This window comes from Halostella pelagica (assembly GCF_004762015.1).
In the GTDB taxonomy this organism is placed as follows: Archaea; Halobacteriota; Halobacteria; order Halobacteriales; family Natronoarchaeaceae; genus Halostella; species Halostella pelagica.
Genome location: NZ_SJES01000008.1, coordinates 114,490 through 130,735, shown reverse-complemented (window position 1 = coordinate 130,735; position 16,246 = coordinate 114,490). Strand labels below are relative to the sequence as shown.

At 57.8% G+C, this 16,246-nt stretch carries 18 protein-coding genes and 3 pseudogenes; 15 read left to right on the top strand and 6 right to left on the bottom strand.

Annotated elements, in window-relative coordinates; genetic code table 11:
• Positions 1-397 precede the first annotated feature (397 nt).
• Complete coding sequence (locus tag EYW42_RS16755) at positions 398-2,413, top strand: copper-translocating P-type ATPase (protein ID WP_135536637.1); 2,016 nt, start codon at positions 398-400, stop codon at positions 2,411-2,413.
• A gap of 104 nt (positions 2,414-2,517) precedes the next feature.
• A pseudogene (locus EYW42_RS16750) lies at positions 2,518-2,868 on the top strand (MFS transporter); the annotation flags it as partial.
• Positions 2,869-2,937: 69 nt separating this feature from the next.
• Here EYW42_RS16750 and EYW42_RS20720 read toward each other — a convergent pair.
• Positions 2,938-3,093: a DUF7535 family protein gene (locus EYW42_RS20720; RefSeq protein ID WP_449271875.1), complete on the bottom strand. Its 156-nt coding sequence runs from the start codon at positions 3,091-3,093 to the stop codon at positions 2,938-2,940.
• Between the two features lie 337 nt (positions 3,094-3,430).
• On the opposite strand from EYW42_RS20720, the pseudogene EYW42_RS16745 reads away from it, so the two are divergent.
• Positions 3,431-4,074: pseudogene (locus EYW42_RS16745) on the top strand (trimeric intracellular cation channel family protein).
• A gap of 151 nt (positions 4,075-4,225) precedes the next feature.
• On the opposite strand, the gene EYW42_RS16740 reads toward EYW42_RS16745, so the two are convergent.
• Both EYW42_RS16740 and EYW42_RS16735 read right to left on the bottom strand, forming a co-directional pair.
• Positions 4,226-4,519 carry a translation initiation factor gene (locus EYW42_RS16740; RefSeq protein ID WP_006667265.1) on the bottom strand — a complete coding sequence of 98 codons (294 nt, stop codon included), beginning with the start codon at positions 4,517-4,519 and terminating at the stop codon, positions 4,226-4,228.
• A gap of 16 nt (positions 4,520-4,535) precedes the next feature.
• Positions 4,536-4,889 (bottom strand): winged helix-turn-helix transcriptional regulator, encoded by a 354-nt coding sequence (locus EYW42_RS16735; protein WP_135536571.1) that lies wholly within the window; start codon positions 4,887-4,889, stop codon positions 4,536-4,538.
• A 62-nt stretch (positions 4,890-4,951) separates the two neighbouring features.
• Between EYW42_RS16735 and EYW42_RS20380 the strand changes: the two genes are divergently transcribed.
• The gene (locus tag EYW42_RS20380; protein WP_259371299.1) at positions 4,952-5,074 is read left to right on the top strand and encodes a hypothetical protein; all 123 of its coding nucleotides are present in this window, start codon (positions 4,952-4,954) and stop codon (positions 5,072-5,074) included.
• Positions 5,071-5,829 (top strand): glucose 1-dehydrogenase, encoded by a 759-nt coding sequence (locus EYW42_RS16725; protein ID WP_135536569.1) that lies wholly within the window; start codon positions 5,071-5,073, stop codon positions 5,827-5,829. The genes EYW42_RS20380 and EYW42_RS16725 overlap by 4 nt, the downstream gene beginning before the upstream one ends.
• Positions 5,830-6,032: 203 nt before the next feature.
• On the opposite strand, the pseudogene EYW42_RS16720 reads toward EYW42_RS16725, so the two are convergent.
• Positions 6,033-6,386 (bottom strand): annotated as a pseudogene (locus EYW42_RS16720) (winged helix-turn-helix transcriptional regulator).
• 62 nt (positions 6,387-6,448) lie between these two features.
• On the opposite strand from EYW42_RS16720, the gene EYW42_RS16715 reads away from it, so the two are divergent.
• From EYW42_RS16715 to EYW42_RS16700, 4 genes are all read left to right on the top strand, one after another.
• The gene (locus tag EYW42_RS16715; RefSeq protein WP_006667271.1) at positions 6,449-7,150 is read left to right on the top strand and encodes an SDR family NAD(P)-dependent oxidoreductase; all 702 of its coding nucleotides are present in this window, start codon (positions 6,449-6,451) and stop codon (positions 7,148-7,150) included.
• Entirely contained in the window at positions 7,150-7,569 is a 420-nt protein-coding gene (locus EYW42_RS16710; RefSeq protein ID WP_135536567.1) for a DoxX family protein, read from the top strand. Before EYW42_RS16715 ends, EYW42_RS16710 begins: the two co-directional genes overlap by 1 nt.
• A 10-nt stretch (positions 7,570-7,579) precedes the next feature.
• Positions 7,580-8,434 carry a VOC family protein gene (locus EYW42_RS16705; protein ID WP_135536565.1) on the top strand — a complete coding sequence of 285 codons (855 nt, stop codon included), beginning with the start codon at positions 7,580-7,582 and terminating at the stop codon, positions 8,432-8,434.
• A 152-nt stretch (positions 8,435-8,586) separates the two neighbouring features.
• Positions 8,587-8,886: a HalOD1 output domain-containing protein gene (locus tag EYW42_RS16700; RefSeq protein WP_135536563.1), complete on the top strand. Its 300-nt coding sequence runs from the start codon at positions 8,587-8,589 to the stop codon at positions 8,884-8,886.
• A 45-nt stretch (positions 8,887-8,931) separates the two neighbouring features.
• Here EYW42_RS16700 and EYW42_RS16695 read toward each other — a convergent pair whose 3' ends face one another.
• Entirely contained in the window at positions 8,932-9,267 is a 336-nt protein-coding gene (locus EYW42_RS16695; protein ID WP_202613947.1) for a winged helix-turn-helix transcriptional regulator, read from the bottom strand.
• Positions 9,268-9,429: 162 nt separating this feature from the next.
• On the opposite strand from EYW42_RS16695, the gene tuf reads away from it, so the two are divergent.
• Positions 9,430-10,701, top strand: coding sequence for a translation elongation factor EF-1 subunit alpha (gene tuf, locus EYW42_RS16690; protein WP_135536562.1), 1,272 nt, complete (start codon positions 9,430-9,432; stop codon positions 10,699-10,701).
• Between the two features lie 195 nt (positions 10,702-10,896).
• The gene (locus EYW42_RS16685) at positions 10,897-11,808 is read left to right on the top strand and encodes a formate/nitrite transporter family protein (protein WP_006667280.1); all 912 of its coding nucleotides are present in this window, start codon (positions 10,897-10,899) and stop codon (positions 11,806-11,808) included.
• Between the two features lie 134 nt (positions 11,809-11,942).
• Here the strand turns inward: EYW42_RS16685 and EYW42_RS16680 are convergent, their stop codons facing one another.
• A complete protein-coding gene (locus EYW42_RS16680; protein ID WP_135536560.1) occupies positions 11,943-12,965 on the bottom strand; it encodes an LLM class flavin-dependent oxidoreductase in 1,023 nt (340 codons plus the stop codon).
• A 176-nt stretch (positions 12,966-13,141) separates the two neighbouring features.
• On the opposite strand from EYW42_RS16680, the gene EYW42_RS16675 reads away from it, so the two are divergent.
• The 4 genes from EYW42_RS16675 to EYW42_RS16660 all read left to right on the top strand — a co-directional run bounded on the left by EYW42_RS16675 (position 13,142) and on the right by EYW42_RS16660 (position 16,232).
• On the top strand, positions 13,142-13,729 hold the full coding sequence (locus EYW42_RS16675; protein WP_135536558.1) for an NAD(P)/FAD-dependent oxidoreductase: 588 nt from the start codon (positions 13,142-13,144) through the stop codon (positions 13,727-13,729).
• A 131-nt stretch (positions 13,730-13,860) separates the two neighbouring features.
• A complete protein-coding gene (locus tag EYW42_RS16670) occupies positions 13,861-15,048 on the top strand; it encodes an MFS transporter (RefSeq protein WP_135536556.1) in 1,188 nt (395 codons plus the stop codon).
• Between the two features lie 279 nt (positions 15,049-15,327).
• Positions 15,328-15,621, top strand: coding sequence for an amphi-Trp domain-containing protein (locus EYW42_RS16665; RefSeq protein WP_135536553.1), 294 nt, complete (start codon positions 15,328-15,330; stop codon positions 15,619-15,621).
• Between the two features lie 140 nt (positions 15,622-15,761).
• Positions 15,762-16,232: a GNAT family N-acetyltransferase gene (locus tag EYW42_RS16660; RefSeq protein ID WP_202613946.1), complete on the top strand. Its 471-nt coding sequence runs from the start codon at positions 15,762-15,764 to the stop codon at positions 16,230-16,232.
• Positions 16,233-16,246: the final 14 nt, after the last annotated feature.

Here is a 16,246-nt window from a genome sequence, read left to right as displayed (position 1 = left end):
GGCTTACTTCGATGCCGGATTCTGTTAAACCTATCCACCGGACACGCCGGAGGTGGGTGTCTGTCCTCTACAGATAAATCAATGGTTTGTGAGCTTGTACTGTCCTTCTGTAGGTTCGGAGCATCTTGAGACGCGAAATGATTCGAAATGAGATACAGATCGACCACCCTGTTGAAGCATATACAGACGCAAATTGTCGATAATGGACGAACAGCCAAGCAATTCGGACGGCGATTCGGACCATCATCGTCATCGAGAGGACCAAGGCAAACACGATAGCTCTCACATCGGGGCAGGGTCAGAACAAGCGCTACTCGAAGACGAGGCAGGTCCGCAACACCACCACGAAGAGGAGGAACACGGCGATCACGGGAGTGGTCATGACGGCCATGGCGGGATGCACGAGGGCCACGAACAGATGTTCCGCCGACGCTTCTTCGTCTCGACGATCCTCTCGATTCCCGTTCTTCTCTATAGCGAAACACTGCAGGAGTGGCTTGGCTTCTCCGTCCCAACGTTTCCGGGTAGCGAGTGGATAGCCCCGGTGTTCTCCGTCGTCGTCTTCGCGTACGGTGGAATCCCGTTCCTCCAGATGGCGGTGCCGGAACTGAAAGACCGAGCGCCGGGGATGATGACGCTCATCTCGATGGGGATTACTGTCGCGTTTGTCTACAGCCTCGCGAGTGTAGTCTTCCCGACGGAGTCTGCGTTCTTCTGGGAGCTCGTCACACTCATCGACATCATGTTGCTTGGGCACTGGATCGAGATGCGGTCGGTTCGGCGTGCATCGAGCGCCGTCGACGAGTTGGCGAGACTAATGCCCGATACCGCCGAACGAATCACCGACGACGGTAATACCGAAGACGTCCCCGTGGACGAACTCTCCGAGGGCGACCTGGTGCTCGTCCGGCCGGGCGCGAGCGTCCCCGCCGACGGCGTCGTCGAGAAGGGCGATTCGGACGTCGAGGAATCGATGATCACGGGTGAGTCGAAACCGGTTTCGAAAGAACCTGGCGACGAGGTCATCGGCGGTACCATCAACGGCGACGGCAGTCTCCGCGTGCGCGTCGGTGCGACCGGCGAGGAGACCACGCTCGCGGGCATCATGCGACTGGTCGAGGAAGCCCAGCAGAGCAAATCCAAGACTCAGGTGTTGGCTGACAGAGCGGCGGGGTGGCTGTTTTACGTCGCGCTCGGGACGGCAGTCGTGACGGCACTCGCGTGGACAGTCGCAGTCTCGTTCGATGCGACCGTGATCGAACGTGTCGTCACGGTACTCGTCATCGCCTGCCCACACGCCCTCGGACTCGCCATCCCGTTGGTCGTCGCGATCAATACGTCACTCGCGGCTCGCAACGGGATACTCGTCCGCGATCGGATCGCGATGGAGGACGCTCGGAATCTGGACGCGATCATCTTCGACAAGACGGGGACGCTCACCGAAGGCGAGCACGGCGTCGTCGATATGGCGACCGGCGATGGCGTCGACGAGGACGACGCACTCGCACTGGCGGCCGCTGTCGAGAGCGACTCCGAACACATGATCGCGCGAGCCATCCGCGAAGCAGCTGACGAGCGCGATCTCAGCGCCCCTGATGCGACCGACTTCGAGGCGATCAAAGGACGAGGGGTTCGCGCGAGCGTCGACGGAAACGAGGTGTACGTCGGCGGGCCGAACCTGTTAACCCAACTCGATAGCGAGATTCCAGACAACTTTCAACAATTCGCTGACGAGGCCGGCGAGGACGCCCAGACCGTGGTGTATCTCATTCGCGACGGAGAGTTGATCGCCGCGTTCGCGATGGCCGACGTGATCCGCGAGGAGAGTTTCCGCGTCGTCGACGCCCTCAAAGATCTAGGCATCGAGGTGGCGATGCTGACTGGCGACTCCCAGAACGTCGCCGAAGCTGTTGCTGACGAACTAGGCATCGATACAGTGTTCGCGGAGGTCCTCCCCGAAGACAAAGACAAGAAAGTCCAGGAACTCCAAGACCAGGGGAAGCTCGTGGGAATGGTCGGTGACGGCGTCAACGACGCACCGGCGCTGACGCGGGCCGATATCGGCATCGCTATTGGTAGCGGTACGGACGTTGCCGTCCAGTCGGCGGACGTCATCCTCGTCCAGAACAACCCGATGGACGTGGTCCGGCTCGTGAAACTCAGTAAGGCGAGCTACCGGAAGATGCAGGAGAACATCGTGTGGGCCGCCGGATACAACGTCTTCGCACTTCCGCTTGCAGCGGGTATCCTTGCGCCGGTCGGGATCCTCTTGTCGCCTGCCGTTGGTGCACTCCTGATGTCGCTGAGTACGGTGATTGTCGCGATCAACGCACAATTGCTTCGGCGTGTCGACCTTTCGATTCCGGATCTCTCTGGAGTCTCATCATCCGATATCGCTCAGGCTGCAGACTGAGCATATCTGCCTTTCAGTTGAGGGTGTAGAACTGTTCGAAAACCCGGAGTTCCGTAATTCCGTCGAGCACGGCGACGTCGATGTGACGGTGATGGTCGACATTTCGGACACGGCTACTGGTCCTCGGGTCCTTCGCAGTCGCGGCTCCGCTCGTGCTCGTCTTTACTCGGTTTTGGTCGCTGCCACTGCTCGTCGCGCTCCTCCTCACTGGATTTGCGGTCCAGCTGACGCTCGGCCTGTCCTTTACGTACATCCGCGAGGTGGTTGATTCGCGGGTCGCCGCGACAGCGGTCGCGTTCCAGACGAGTATTGGGTTGGCAGGCGCGTTCCTTGCCCCGATTGCAGGCGGTATTGTTGTTGACCAAGCCGGATTCGATACTACCTTCTTACTCGCTGGAATCCTCGCTACCTTCGGGATTGCAGTCGCATGGGTCGCACCAGAACCGAGATCGTAGCTAGATGTGTCCTCTACCGATAGTTTGTCGAGGCTGCTAAGATTCCTGATCTGATGACTGAGCCGTCCCTCATCCCGTCGTAATTTTGTCCCCGATCCAGAGGAGTACCAGGAAGGGGAGAAGAGGGAGAAGCAAGAGAACCAACGGAGCAGCGACTAGATACCCAATCATACTCATTTCAGTGTTCGAGCGGTCTGTCCGAGTCCGACTCACTGATCTGGTCATACACGATACTACGCGCTCCTACACCAAAAACTGACTGATTGATTAGCCCCTAATATTGGGATTCAGAGCCAGAAATCCATATTTTGCTATTAGAATTCAGATAGAGCTGATTAGCCAGTTAGCACCTTTTTATCGCAACGTTAGGGAATTCCCCTGCGTTCCCGGGGAGGAGGTCAAGTGGTAGTATCGAGGTGTCACAGAACACGCCACATATGTTAGCGCGTCGAGTTTCGAATTGCTCGATACAGGTCGTGTAGTGACTATATGTGAGGGGCTTGTGGATCTGGGGAACATCGTCTCGGAGCACTCAAGAGACTCGTTCTCGTAGGACGAGTAAATGGATCAGGACCTTCTCGCAGTCTTGTTTGGTGATCCATTTGCGGTGATGAACACGATCGGTTTGATCGCGTTCGCGTTCGTCGGTTCATCGAAGGCGATCCGTGAAGAATTCGACGTGCTCGGGATTACCATCGTTGGGTTAGCAATGGCATTTGCTGGTGGAGTGACACGCGATCTTCTCGTGACACGGGTTCCATTAGCACTTCAGTCCCCAATCGAAATCAGTCTCGGACTGCTTGGCGTTGGGTTAGCAATCGTACTGAGTGTCGTCCTCACAGCTCCAGAAACGCACCCAATCGCGCTTGTCGCCGATGCGATCGGGCTCGCTGCCTTTGCGACAACTGGTGCTATCGTCGCAACTGAGACCGGTGTATCAGAATTCGGTATTATTGCTGTTGCGACGATCAACGCCGTCGGTGGTGGTGCGGTCGCAGATATTCTTCTCGACCGGTCCCCGTTCATTCTCTTCGAAGACTTCTATGCTAGCTGTGCAGTCCTGGGTGGGAGTGCATACTGGATAGTGGGAGCTCTAGGGGCAGCTGGGGGTACGGCTGCTGCGGTGTGTGCGATCGTGACCGTTGTGACTCGATAGGTGCGGTTACGTACGACTGGCATCTCCCGACGGTACAGAATTTAGGATAACTAAGAGATCGATTCTGGATAGACCTCATGTTTTCCCGGCATGATTGGCGTTTTTGTGAGAGTCCGCTGGTTCTTCAGTTCGACAGTGAAAAATATCCAGTTGTCTCCTCTCCTTGCAGGTGTTCGATATCTACCGTATTCAGCACGCGAGTCATCCCCTGATGGAGTACCCGTTTTCTTCGAGGAGTTCTCGGACGCGCTCCTCGTGGTCGCCCTGGAGTTCGATGTGTCCTTCTTTGACGGTGCCTCCAGTTCCGAGTGCAGATTTCAGCTCCGAAGCGAGCGACTCGCGATCGGTGTCACCTTCGAATCCTTCGATGATGACCATTGTCTTGCCATACCGACGCTCTTCACTTCGGACGGTCAGCTGTTCTGTCGCACGGTCGAGGTCAGCGAGCGGATCCTCGGGCACATCGAGATCGTCGAGCGGATCGTCGTCTGGCACGAGTGGCTCACCGAATTTACAGCCAGTCCTCTCCCCAGTCGTCGAGTGCGTCGAACACTGGACAGAGGGCATCACCCTTCCCGGTCAGCGCGTAATAGCTCGCGACCGGGGATTCGAACTCTTTGTGATTGTCGACGTATCCCTCCGCTTCCAAGTCGTCGAGCACACGCGAGAGTGTGTACGAACTGGCCCCGGTTGAGCGCTTGAGTTCGTTGAACCGCTTTTCACCGTCTCGCAGGTCGTTGAGGACGATGAGCTTCCACTTTGCCCCCATCTCCTCGACAGCCCCGACGACGTTGCAGACATCTGCATTCCGCTGTTCGACGTCGGATTCGTGGTCGGAGTCGGCCGATTGGGGTTGGGTCGCCATTACCTAGTTACACAGTTATTGCCTGAGCTATAAATAGGTTTGGAGTCAAACTAGGTATTGTAATGGAACTACAAAACCCGACGGTACTCGTAACTGGAGCTACCGCCAACATTGGCCCGTACGTGACCGACCTGCCCGTTAAGCAGAAGGCTGATGTCGTCGGCCTCGCGGGTGATTCCGAATGAACGGTATAGATGGCGGTGTCGCGTTGGTTTCGGGCGCGGCCTCGGGCATTGGACGCGCGACTGCACAGCGGTTCGCGGAAGAGGGCGCGAGCGTCGTCGCCGCCGATATCGACGTGGAGGGTGGCGAGGAAACCGTCTCTCAGATCGAGTCCGAGGGCGGCGAGGCGACGTTTGTCGAGACAGACGTAACCGATGAAAGCGACCTCGCCGCAGCGGTCGAAGCGGCCGTCGATACGTACGGCAGCCTCGATTTTGCGTTCAACAACGCCGGTATCGAAGGGGACCAGGTCAGTTTTTCTGACCAGGACAACGCGAACTGGAACCGGGTCCTCGATATCAACCTCAACGGCGTGTTCTTCGCGATGCGCGAGGAAATTCCGGCCATGCTGGAAAGCGGCGGTGGAGCCATCGTGAACACGTCCTCGATCGCCGGTATTCTCGGATTCCCCAACCTGAGTCCGTACGTCGCCAGCAAACACGGCGTCGTCGGGTTGACGAAGACGGCGGCCGTCGAATTCAGTAGCGATGGCCTCCGGGTGAACGCGGTGCTTCCAGGGGTCATCGAGACCCCCATGGTCGCCCGTTCGGGCGAACAGGACCCGGAAGCGACGGAGCAAACGATCGCCGGAATCCCCGCTAGCCGACTCGGTCAGCCAGAGGAGATCGCCTCCGCGGTAGTCTGGCTCTGTTCCGAGGACGCGTCGTACGTGACCGGGCAGCCACTCCCCGTCGACGGCGGATACTCGATCCAGTAACTCCGAGTGGGGGATTCCCAGGACTCCAGACACGGCCGAGATAGGGGTAACGCCACTTGGCATGGCCAGCAGTCCACTTGGTCGATGCTGTGGGGCTGCCCGTGTCCGAAAGTGCTGGAAGTCCGATGAGTAAACTGCAAACCTGAAACTCCCACCACTCGGGATCCCTGCGGCTTCAGGCCTAGGAGGACAATTCTCTCAGTTCAGTGCCAGTCCTCTCCCCACACATCGAGCGACTCGAACACCGGACAAAGGGCGTCTCCCTTCTCAGTCAGCGTCTAATAACTCGCGACCGGCGATTCGAACTCCTTCCGGTTCTCGATGAACGCCGAATTTTCCAAGTCGTCGAGCACCCGCGAGAGCGCTTAGGAACTCGCGCCCGTCGACCGCTTGAGTTCGTTGAACCGCTTTTCGTCGTCTCGCAGGTCGTTGAGGACGATGAGCTTCCACTTCGATCCGATCTCTTCGACTGATCCCACGGGGTTACATACATCGGTATTTTTCTGTTCAACCGCAGTGTCTTCGTGAGTTTCGGCCGATGGTGGTTGGGTTGCCATTACTTGGTCACACAGTTATTGCCTGAACTATAAATAGGTTTGAGACCAAACTAGGTATTGTAATGGAACTACAAAATTCGACGGTGCTCGTGACCGGAGCCACCGGCAATATGGGACCGTACGTGACGGATGCACTCGTTGACAGCGGCGCCGACGTGGTCGGCACCTACGTCACCGAAACCGAGAAAGAAGCTGTCGAGGAGAGCGCTGAGTACGCTGACGCGGTGTCGTACCACCAGGTCGATCTGACTGATCAGGCGGCAGCCGAAGCCTTCGCTGAGACTGTCGCCGACGAACACGGGTCGGTCGATCATATCGTCGGCCTCGCCGGCGGGTTCTCGATGGGCAGCGTCAGCGATACCGACGGTGAAGCATTCCAGGCTGCACTGAATCTCCACGCAACGACCGCGTTCCTGACTGTCAAGGCCTTCGCGGATTACCTCAGTGAGCAGAGCGGTGTCGTCTTGTTCAGCTCCGACCGCGCAATCGACCCCATTGGTGGCACGCTCGCGTACGACGTCGGTAAGGGCGCGGTCCGGACGCTGACCGAGTCACTCGATGTTGACCTCGATGCCCGTGTCAACGCCGTCGCTCCATTCCTCATCGACGTACCGGGGAACCGCGAGGCGATGCCCGACGCCGACTTCTCGGAGTGGACGGCCCCCGAAGCTATCGTCGACGAAGTACTCCACCTGCTCTCGAACCAGGGTGTGAGGGGGCAGATCGTCCAGATGACCGGTGGCCAACCGGAGATGGCAGACTAATGGCGCTGGAAACTGCAGCTGGTGGTCTCGCCTTTCTGGTCGGCCGCCTCGTCTTCGGTATCCTGCTCGGGTTCATGGGCCTGAGTCACTTCACGGGGCTCGATGGGATGAGTGGCTACGCCGACGCCAAGGGCGTGCCCGCCCCACGACTGGCCGTCATCGTGTCCGGCCTCATGCTCATCGTGGGCGGACTTGCCATCGCACTCGGAGTCTACCCACTTCTCGGGGCAGCAGCGATTGCGCTGTTCTTCCTCGTGGTGACGCCGGTGATGCACGACTTCTGGACGGTCGACGATCCCGAACAGCGCCAGTCAGAGATGACGGATTTCCTGAAGAACGCGACGCTCTTCGGTGCTGCGCTCGTCGTCGCTGCACTCAGTGGCACCGCATGGCCGTACGCTCTCAACATCGGCCTTTAGACACACAAGAATGACCACGCAATCGACGCCAGCAAATTCAGACACGCTTCCGCAGGGGACACGTGTCGGCCGGACCGCACTTCGCGTCGGTGACCTCGAGGAGATGACCGGGTTCTACCGAGATGTCGTTGGCCTCAGTGTGCTCCGTACAGCCGATACGACCTCGGTTCTCGGGGTTGACGACACACCACTCCTCGTTCTGGAGGGAACTGAAGATACCCTCCAGCGTCACCGATCAGCGGCCGGGCTGTATCACAACGCGTTCAGAGTACCTTCGCGTGCGGCTCTCGGTGACGCACTGGCTCGGATACGGGACCAGTGGCAACTCGGTGGTGCCTCCGATCACTGGGTCAGCGAGGCGCTGTATCTCACTGACCCGGAAGGGAACGGTATTGAGATCTACCGGGACTACCCCCGTGAGGACTGGCCAATCGCCGACGACGGTCGTGTTCGGATCAGCACCGAGTCGCTCGACCTCGCCAGTATCGAAGCTGCTGCCACAGGTGGTAGTCAGGCCCCGTCGGGAACGGACGTCGGGCACGTCCACCTCGAGGTCTCTTCGCTCGACGCGTTCAGGGACTTCTACGTGGATACGCTCGGATTCGAGGTGCAGACGACCGTGCCCGCCGCATCCTTCGTCTCGGCGGGTGGATATCACCACCACATCGGAGCGAACACGTGGAATCACCGATCAAAGCCAGTCGGCGGCAGAGGACTGTCCTGGTTCGAGGTCGTCCTTCCAGGCACAGAGGTACTCAACGTGATCCGAGAGCGAATCTCCGACAGTCAGTATACGATCACTGCGAGGGATGAAGGAATAGCTGTTACTGGGCCAGATGAGATCGAAGTTCGACTCCGAGAGTGAAACCCTCACACCACTACCCAAGCTGTGTGAGTACACCTCAACACTTCCATATCTGGTAGTTCCTACCGCACTTCTAACGTGGTAGCTTTTCACTTTCTGTCCCGTAGTAATGGATTCCCGGTGAAAGACAGAACAAACACCTCCAATACGCAATGACTGACCATCCCCCCGACGAGAACGGGAACGACATCTCCGGACCGCCACATAATGATGCTTACGTCTACGAAATCCGGGCGGATGAATCACACAGCCAGGCTGTCGTCCGGGCTGTCGCCTCCGTTACAAACACGTCCGGAACGAACCTTGAACTGCTATACGAGGCCATTGATCCAGAACACCTTGATGGCCTGTTCGATGGGAACATCTTACCCGAGAGTACAGTTGTATTTCACTATAACGGCTGCCAGGTGAGCGTGACCCCGGATACGGTTCGTGTTTCCGAACGAACCTAAACCGGATACAGCGGGCGACACACCCTCGGACTCAAGATACTCACTTTAGTCTGAGCAGTAGCGATCCATCCACTCATCCAGTTCTCGGAACATCGGTTCGAGGTCGTTTAACATCTGTGTCATCTCGTATTCCACGCGGGGAGGGATCTCGTCGTATTGTGTGCGTTCCAAGAATCCAGCTTCGACGAGTTCACCAAGCCGCCGAGACAGCGTATTCGGGGAGATATCGAGCTCATCTTCGAGTTCGCCAAACCGAATCGGTTCATCGTCGTCCAAGACGAATTCCTTGAGGATCGCCAGCGTATGAGCCTTCCCAAGCAAGGAAAAAACCGTACTCATCCTATGGTTATGTTGCGTTTCCGCCCGGTCAGATTTGCTCATAGCATTACTACGATTTCAGTAGTAATGTATGTTGTGAGAAATCGAGTCTACATTCCCGTACCCAAACAGTGCGAGTATGCTCCAACACTTCCATATCTGGTAGTTCCTACCGTACTTCTAACTTGGTAGCTTTTAACTTCTAAATTCGTAGTGAGAGATACAGTGAGTACTGACAAACCCCACCAGAACCTGGCTATCATCGGCCACGTCGACCACGGCAAGAGCACACTCGTGGGGAGACTTCTCTATGAGACAGGGGGCGTTCCCGAGCACGTCATCGAACAGCACCGCGAGGAGGCTGAGGAGAAAGGCAAGGGCGGCTTCGAGTTCGCCTACGTCATGGACAACCTCGCCGAAGAGCGTGAGCGCGGTGTCACGATAGACATCGCCCACCAGGAGTTCTCGACGGAGGCGTACGACTTTACCATCGTCGATACACCGGGACACCGAGACTTCGTCAAGAATATGATCACGGGCGCGTCCCAGGCTGATCACGCTGTTCTCGTCGTCGCTGCTGACGATGGCGTCGCGCCCCAGACCCAGGAACACGTCTTCTTGGCCCGTACCCTGGGAATTGACGAACTTATTGTCGCTGTCAACAAGATGGACCTCGTCGACTACGAGGAAGCGAAGTACAAGGAGGTCGTCGAGGAGGTAACCCAGTTGCTACAGCAAGTTCAGTTCGACACCGACGATGCCTCGTTCATCCCCGTATCCGCCTTCGAGGGTGACAACGTTGCCGATACCTCCGAAAACACGGACTGGTACGGCGGTGAGACGCTGCTGGAGGCGCTGAACGACTTACCTGAACCGGAACCGCCGTCGGATGCGTCCCTTCGACTGCCGATCCAGGATGTCTACACAATCGACGGCATCGGGACGGTCCCGGTCGGCCGCGTCGAGACGGGCGTCCTCAACATCGGCGACAATGTCTCGTTCCAGCCATCGGATGTCAGTGGCGAAGTGAAGACCATCGAGATGCACCACGAAGAAGTTCCGAAGGCCGATCCCGGTGACAACGTCGGGTTCAACGTTCGCGGTATCGGCAAGGACGACATCCGCCGAGGCGACGTCGTCGGTCCCGCTGACGACCCGCCAACGGTCGCCGAGACCTTCCAGGCACAGATCGTCGTTATGCAGCACCCAAGCGTGATTACTGCCGGATACACGCCGGTTCTCCACGCACACACGGCGCAGGTCGCCGGCACCATCGAATCCATCGACCAGAAGATCGATCCCTCGTCCGGCGAAGTTGCCGAAGAGGAACCTGACTTTATCAAATCCGGCGATGCTGCAGTCGTCACGATCCGACCACAGAAGCCCCTCAGCATCGAACCATCGAGCGAAATCTCCGAGTTAGGCAGCTTCGCTATCCGCGATATGGGCCAGACAATCGCAGCCGGCAAGGTTCTTGGAGTCATCGAGCGAGACTAAATCATCGGTGACGGACGCCATCATTGTTTGTGATGGCCTTATCGGCCCGAGTGCCGTGCTGTTTCCCACACAACAGTCTCGATACCGTCGTCCTTGACTCCCTTTTATGCTCTCAGTAGTCCTTCTAACCAACGAGAGTGAGTAATTGTGAGTGACCCTGAACAGGAAGATTCGGAGTCCGAGTTCCGTGAATCAATGGATCACGCCCCATCGGGAGCACCTGCAGTTGGGTGGGCGATCGGCGACCGCTTCTCAACGGAGGAAATCTTCGTTCGCGTGCTCGCAAGTGCTGAAGAAGAGATCGACACCCGCAAACAACAGCTATTTTTCAGCGGATTGACGGCCGGATTTGCCATCGTCCTGACGTTCCTCGGCCATGCAGTCGGTGTGGCAGCATTCCCTGAGAACTCCCTTCTGAGTGCGATTCTGTACCCAGTCGGCTTCATCTACATAATTATAGGCGGCTATCAACTGTATACTGAGAACACGCTGCCGCCTGTCGCGCTGGTCCTTTCTCGTATCGCCAGTTTCCCGATGTTGCTCCGCGTCTGGAGTATCGTGCTACTCGGCAACGTGGTCGGTGCCGCGCTCGGGGCATACGTCCTTGCAAACGGACAGGTGCTCTCGCCTGACGCAGTTCAGGCTGGTCTCGCATTTACCAGTGAAGGACTTGAGAAGGACTGGTGGGCGGTCTTTAATCGGTCGATTTTCGCGGGGTGGCTAGTCGCTGGCGTCGTCTGGCTCAACCATGCGGCGCGCGATACGATCTCTCGTTTCATTATTATCTATTTCATCTTCTATCTGATCGCTGCTGCCGAACTCTATCACGTCATTACTGCAGCGTGTGAGGTGCTCTTCTTTCTGTTCGTCACTGGATCAGCATCGGGTACTGTCGTGTCCGAATTCTGGCTTCCGATTCTTCTCGGAAACACGATCGGCGGCGTGTTACTATTTACCTTAGTGAACTACGCACAGACCGAGCAGCGCCGCTTCCCTACCATCCGAGAACTAAATATGCGCGAACTGTTGTTCGGTTGGCACGGTGGCACCAAGCAGCGGTCTGATTCCCTTGAACCGGCTTATCAATACTTTGAGAAAGAAGACTGACCGCTTCGTCTCGGCGTCGAATACCCGCCCCAAATTTTCGTGCTCTCGGATGGTCCGGTAAAGGTGTGAACTTTACGGTGGATTGATCTGAAAATCATAATACCTCTACCTTTGTCCTGAGAGATATCTCAGTTCTACGTGAGTCCGATGCCCTCGGCTATCAGTTCGTGCGACCGGAGTGCGTCGTCGTGGGTTGCATGGATGTGCTGAATCATCATTTCATCGACGCCGACACGGTCTGCAAGTTGTTCGAGAAGCGACGCGAGCGTCTCCGGACTGCCGGAAATCGCTCGTGGCCATTCACCAGTATCGAGTGTTGCGGGGGTCGGTTCGGGAACGCGACCGAGTTCGTCGATGGCTTCATCGATGGAGGGTCTCGTTCCGACGACGCCGCGTTGCATCCGCTTGTACGACGCCTCGGCGACGGCCCGGAGCCGTGCTGCCTCGTCGTCAGTCTCGGCACAGACCGCATTCACCGCAATCATCCCCGCTGGTTCGTCGACGCCACCCGACAGTACAGACGGCTGGAACTGTTGGCGGTACGCCTCGAATGATTGAGTGGCGAGCTGTGGTCGGATGAACGCTGCGAAGCAGAACGGGAGCCCGAGTTTAGCAGCGATCGCCGCGCTCGAAGGACTGGACCCGAGCACCCATGGATCCGGAGTTCCCGCCTCGGAACGTGGGATCTGCAGGTCACTGTACGGATGTTCGTCGAGATAGTCGTCGTAGAGGTGATTGACGACGGCTTCGATCTTCTCCGCGTGGTCCGTATCGGGATTCTGTACGTGTCGGTCGGTTCCGAGGGCGCGGTCGGCGGCGGGCGACCCGTTCGCGCGTCCGAGGCCTGCGTCGATACGTCCCGGAGCGAGTGCATCGAGGACGCCAAACTGTTCGGCGACCTTGAACGGGCTGTAGTGGTTGAGCAGCACCGCTCCCGACCCCAGTCGAATCGAGTCTGTTTCCGCGGCAAGGTGTCCAAGCAGCACCTCGGGCGTCGTCCCGGCGATGGAGTCCGCCATGCCGTGGTGTTCGGCCACCCAGAACCGGGAGTACCCGAGCTGTTCGGCCTGCTGGGCAGCCTCGACGGTGTTCGCATACGCATCACTAGCGGTGCCGTCGTCGGGGACGGGGGACAGGTCGACGATAGAGAGATCCATGTGCGGACTCGGAGACTGCGAGAGTTAACGGTTTGGTTAGTCCGTCTCTTTTTCGCACCAATTGCCAGACCGTCGATGGGACACGCTCAGAGATAAACCCCCGAAACGACCCTGCTTACGGTCGTGTGTCGATGGGATTGAGAAGGTTTTTCGCACTGACTGAATAATTAGCTACTATGGCAGACGTACTTGTTATCGGTGGTGGTCCGGCTGGTCTCAGTACCGCGCTATTCACGGCGAAGAACGGTCTCGAAACGACTGTTTTCGACACCGACGAGACGTGGATGCACAAGGCCCACCTGTTCAATTACCCTGGCATCGGGTCGATCGACGGAACGAACTACATGACTACGCTCCGCGACCAGGTTGATGATTTCGACGTCACCCGACACCAAGACACCAAGGTCACATCGCTTTCGCCGACCGACGATGGGTTCCGCGTCGCCACACGCGATACTGAGTACACTGCAGACTACGTCGTGTTAGCGACGGGGGCGAACCGCGATCTAGCGGACGGCTTGGGCTGCTCGTTCACTGACGAGGACGTCGTCGATGTGGACGTGACGATGGAAACGTCGGTTGAAGACGCGTACGCGACGGGCGCGATGGTACGCGCCGAGGAGTGGCAGGCGGTCATCTCGGCAGGTGACGGTGCAGCAGCCGCGCTCAACATTCTCACAAAAGAGAAAGGCGAGCACTTCCACGACTTCGACGTGCCAGCGGACGCCGAAGAACTGTTCGGGTCGTTAGTCGACACCGAGTAATCAGGGCCCTTCGGTGTTCGCTCGTCTCATTCGCTACTTCCCGTCTGAGAGTGGCTCCCCGTACCGGTGTAGCCGAATCCGCGAGAGCGATACCAACAATCGGACCGCAGCCGCTGCGAGGAATTTATCCCATGAGTGACCGATCCAGACTTGCGCTCGTCGTGTGGAGTGTCCTCGTTTCACAGGTCTTTCTCTATCCGGGACTTGACGAGATCGTCTCGGTGCTTGGAGGCAGTGAGAGCATTCTCGCGGGGACGTGGTTCCTGATCGCCGAGTTCGCCGCGTTCGTCGTCTGTGCTGTCTTGTGGGGTATCGTGAGTGATTCACTCGGCACACGGTCCCCACTTATCGTACTTGGCGCTGTGGGCGGGGCAGCAAGTTATCTGGTAGTCGCGTCCGCACCCACCCTCGGGTTCGGGTTCGGCGTCGTACTACTAGTGCGCGTCATTGGCGGTGCGTTCACGATCGGTGCGTTCTCGCTGTCGATCACGATGCTGATGGATCTCTCGGGCGGTCACGGCCGAAATATGGGCGCGGCCGGGACGGCTATCGGACTCGGTGCGGCGCTCGGCTCGGTCGTCGGCGGGCAACTGACGAGCGTCGACCCGCTCGCGCCCCTGTACGGCGGTGCAGCGCTCCTCGCTGGTGCAGCTGTCCTCGCTGCGACGGTTCCCGACCGGGGTTCCGGTGGCGGGCTTCCCGTGGGTACGGTCGTTGACCGCGTGCGAACACGCCCGACGTTACTCGTCCCGTTCGCGTTCGGCTACATTGACCGGTTAACTGCGGGGTTCTTCGCGCTGACCGGTGTCGCTTACTTCAGAGAAGCGTTCGGCGTTGACGCCGCACAGGCGGGGATCACACTGGCGTTGTTCTTCGTACCGTTCGCAGTGTTGCAGTATCCGGTCGGCTCGCTTTCTGATCGGATTGGTCGCTTCGTCCCCGTTGTCGTCGGATCGGTGCTGTACGGGGTCACAATCATCGCTGTCGTCCTCGCTCCTACGTACGGGATTGCGGCGGGACTGATGGTTCTTGTCGGTATCTGCGGCGCGTTGGTCTCTCCGACGACGATGGCCCTCGTCACCGACATCGTGCCGGCGACAGAACGGGGCGCTGCGATGGGTGGCTTCAACGTGTTTGGAAGCCTCGGGATGCTGAGCGGGTTCATCATCGGTGGGACCGTCACGGAGCTATACGGGTATCTACCGGCGTTTGTCGCCGCCGGCGGGCTGGAGATCGCAATCGCCACTGTTACATCCAGAGCCGTCTGGAAGATCACGTCTCACGAACGAGGCCCGGTACCGGGTGGCGGCGGCAACTGACCGAATCGAACGACGCACAGAACCGACGGAGCGGCACAGCTTCCGCTGTGGAAGTCGCTATATGCGCTGCTTCGTTGATGTCTATAAGATGCGTTCTGGCTCTGACTTTACCGAGAGTCGGCGATGGGGTCTCGGTAATCAGAGTTAGTAGCAGAACTCGCGTTCAGTCTCGTAACGGATCTCCTCGGTCTCGTCTTGACGGACGTGGTGCGTACCGTCGATCAACCCGGTCAGGAATGTGGCCCGATATATTTTATTGGCAGCCATCGTAAGCCCAGTATGGCAGACGGCGAACAAGAATCCGAGTCCGAAGCAGAATCGGCAGACGACGAGACGGAACGTGAAGGTGAGCGGATGATGAATCGTGCAGACGGCGCAGAGATTCTGCGAGAAGTCGCTGCTGGTGTCGAGAACGGGACGATCGACATCGAAGGAGAGAACGGTTTCACGGTGGCGGTACCGGAGCGATTCGAACTGGAAGTCGAGTACGAAACTACCGACGACGAGGCAGAGTTCGAAGTCGAACTCGAATGGCAACTGGAAGACGGCGAAGCAGTACCGGCAGACGAATAATTCGTACGCCGGTCTCCGTTGTAGCCAAACGTGGTAATCTGGCTTTGTCAAAACCCTCTGACGGAGATTGGATTGGAATCCTCAACGGTCAGTGCAGGATGCAACGTTATCACGTCTTATAAGATTGATAGTCATCACAAATGAGTGAACCGCACATTCAACAAGCGACATTGACCGTTGCCGAGCAACTTACGGAGGTATACCAGAGCGCATATCAGGAAAATCGCCGGTTAGGACTCCCCAACGAAGCGGAGTCTGCATCGGAGAGGAAGGTAGCTGACTTGATTCGACAGAAGACAGTCTACATTGCTAAGAAAGGCGGCGATGTAATTGGCGGTGTCTGCCTCGAAGAGACTGATTCAGACCGTGTGGAACTCAGCCGACTCGCCGTACACGAAAACTGGAAAGGAAAGGGCGTCGGAAGACAGCTGCTGGACTACGTAGAGGAACAGGTCCGACACTGTGGGTACGATACGATCTGGCTGATCACTCCGGAAGAGCATCCATATCTCCCGGAGATGTATCGACAACGTGGATATAAGGACGCCGAGACAGTCTCGCAGGAGAACTATGACTTTGAGTTTCTCGTGATGGAAAAAGCCATCCGATGAGTAAGCAGTTCTAA

Excerpts from the sequence above, each read along its gene's own strand:
- EYW42_RS16725 (WP_135536569.1), top strand. The coding sequence starts at position 5,071 with ATGAACGGTATAGATGGCGGTGTCGCGTTGGTTTCGGGCGCGGCCTCG.
- EYW42_RS20720 (WP_449271875.1), bottom strand. The coding sequence starts at position 3,093 with ATGACCAGATCAGTGAGTCGGACTCGGACAGACCGCTCGAACACTGAA.
- EYW42_RS16715 (WP_006667271.1), top strand. The coding sequence starts at position 6,449 with ATGGAACTACAAAATTCGACGGTGCTCGTGACCGGAGCCACCGGCAAT.
- EYW42_RS16705 (WP_135536565.1), top strand. The coding sequence starts at position 7,580 with ATGACCACGCAATCGACGCCAGCAAATTCAGACACGCTTCCGCAGGGG.
- EYW42_RS16675 (WP_135536558.1), top strand. The coding sequence starts at position 13,142 with ATGGCAGACGTACTTGTTATCGGTGGTGGTCCGGCTGGTCTCAGTACC.
- EYW42_RS16710 (WP_135536567.1), top strand. The coding sequence starts at position 7,150 with ATGGCGCTGGAAACTGCAGCTGGTGGTCTCGCCTTTCTGGTCGGCCGC.
- EYW42_RS16695 (WP_202613947.1), bottom strand. The coding sequence starts at position 9,267 with ATGAGCAAATCTGACCGGGCGGAAACGCAACATAACCATAGGATGAGT.
- EYW42_RS16735 (WP_135536571.1), bottom strand. The coding sequence starts at position 4,889 with ATGGCGACCCAACCCCAATCGGCCGACTCCGACCACGAATCCGACGTC.
- EYW42_RS16685 (WP_006667280.1), top strand. The coding sequence starts at position 10,897 with ATGGATCACGCCCCATCGGGAGCACCTGCAGTTGGGTGGGCGATCGGC.
- EYW42_RS16680 (WP_135536560.1), bottom strand. The coding sequence starts at position 12,965 with ATGGATCTCTCTATCGTCGACCTGTCCCCCGTCCCCGACGACGGCACC.
- EYW42_RS16665 (WP_135536553.1), top strand. The coding sequence starts at position 15,328 with ATGGCAGACGGCGAACAAGAATCCGAGTCCGAAGCAGAATCGGCAGAC.
- EYW42_RS16660 (WP_202613946.1), top strand. The coding sequence starts at position 15,762 with ATGAGTGAACCGCACATTCAACAAGCGACATTGACCGTTGCCGAGCAA.
- EYW42_RS16670 (WP_135536556.1), top strand. The coding sequence starts at position 13,861 with ATGAGTGACCGATCCAGACTTGCGCTCGTCGTGTGGAGTGTCCTCGTT.
- EYW42_RS16700 (WP_135536563.1), top strand. The coding sequence starts at position 8,587 with ATGACTGACCATCCCCCCGACGAGAACGGGAACGACATCTCCGGACCG.
- EYW42_RS16755 (WP_135536637.1), top strand. The coding sequence starts at position 398 with ATGCACGAGGGCCACGAACAGATGTTCCGCCGACGCTTCTTCGTCTCG.
- EYW42_RS20380 (WP_259371299.1), top strand. The coding sequence starts at position 4,952 with ATGGAACTACAAAACCCGACGGTACTCGTAACTGGAGCTACCGCCAAC.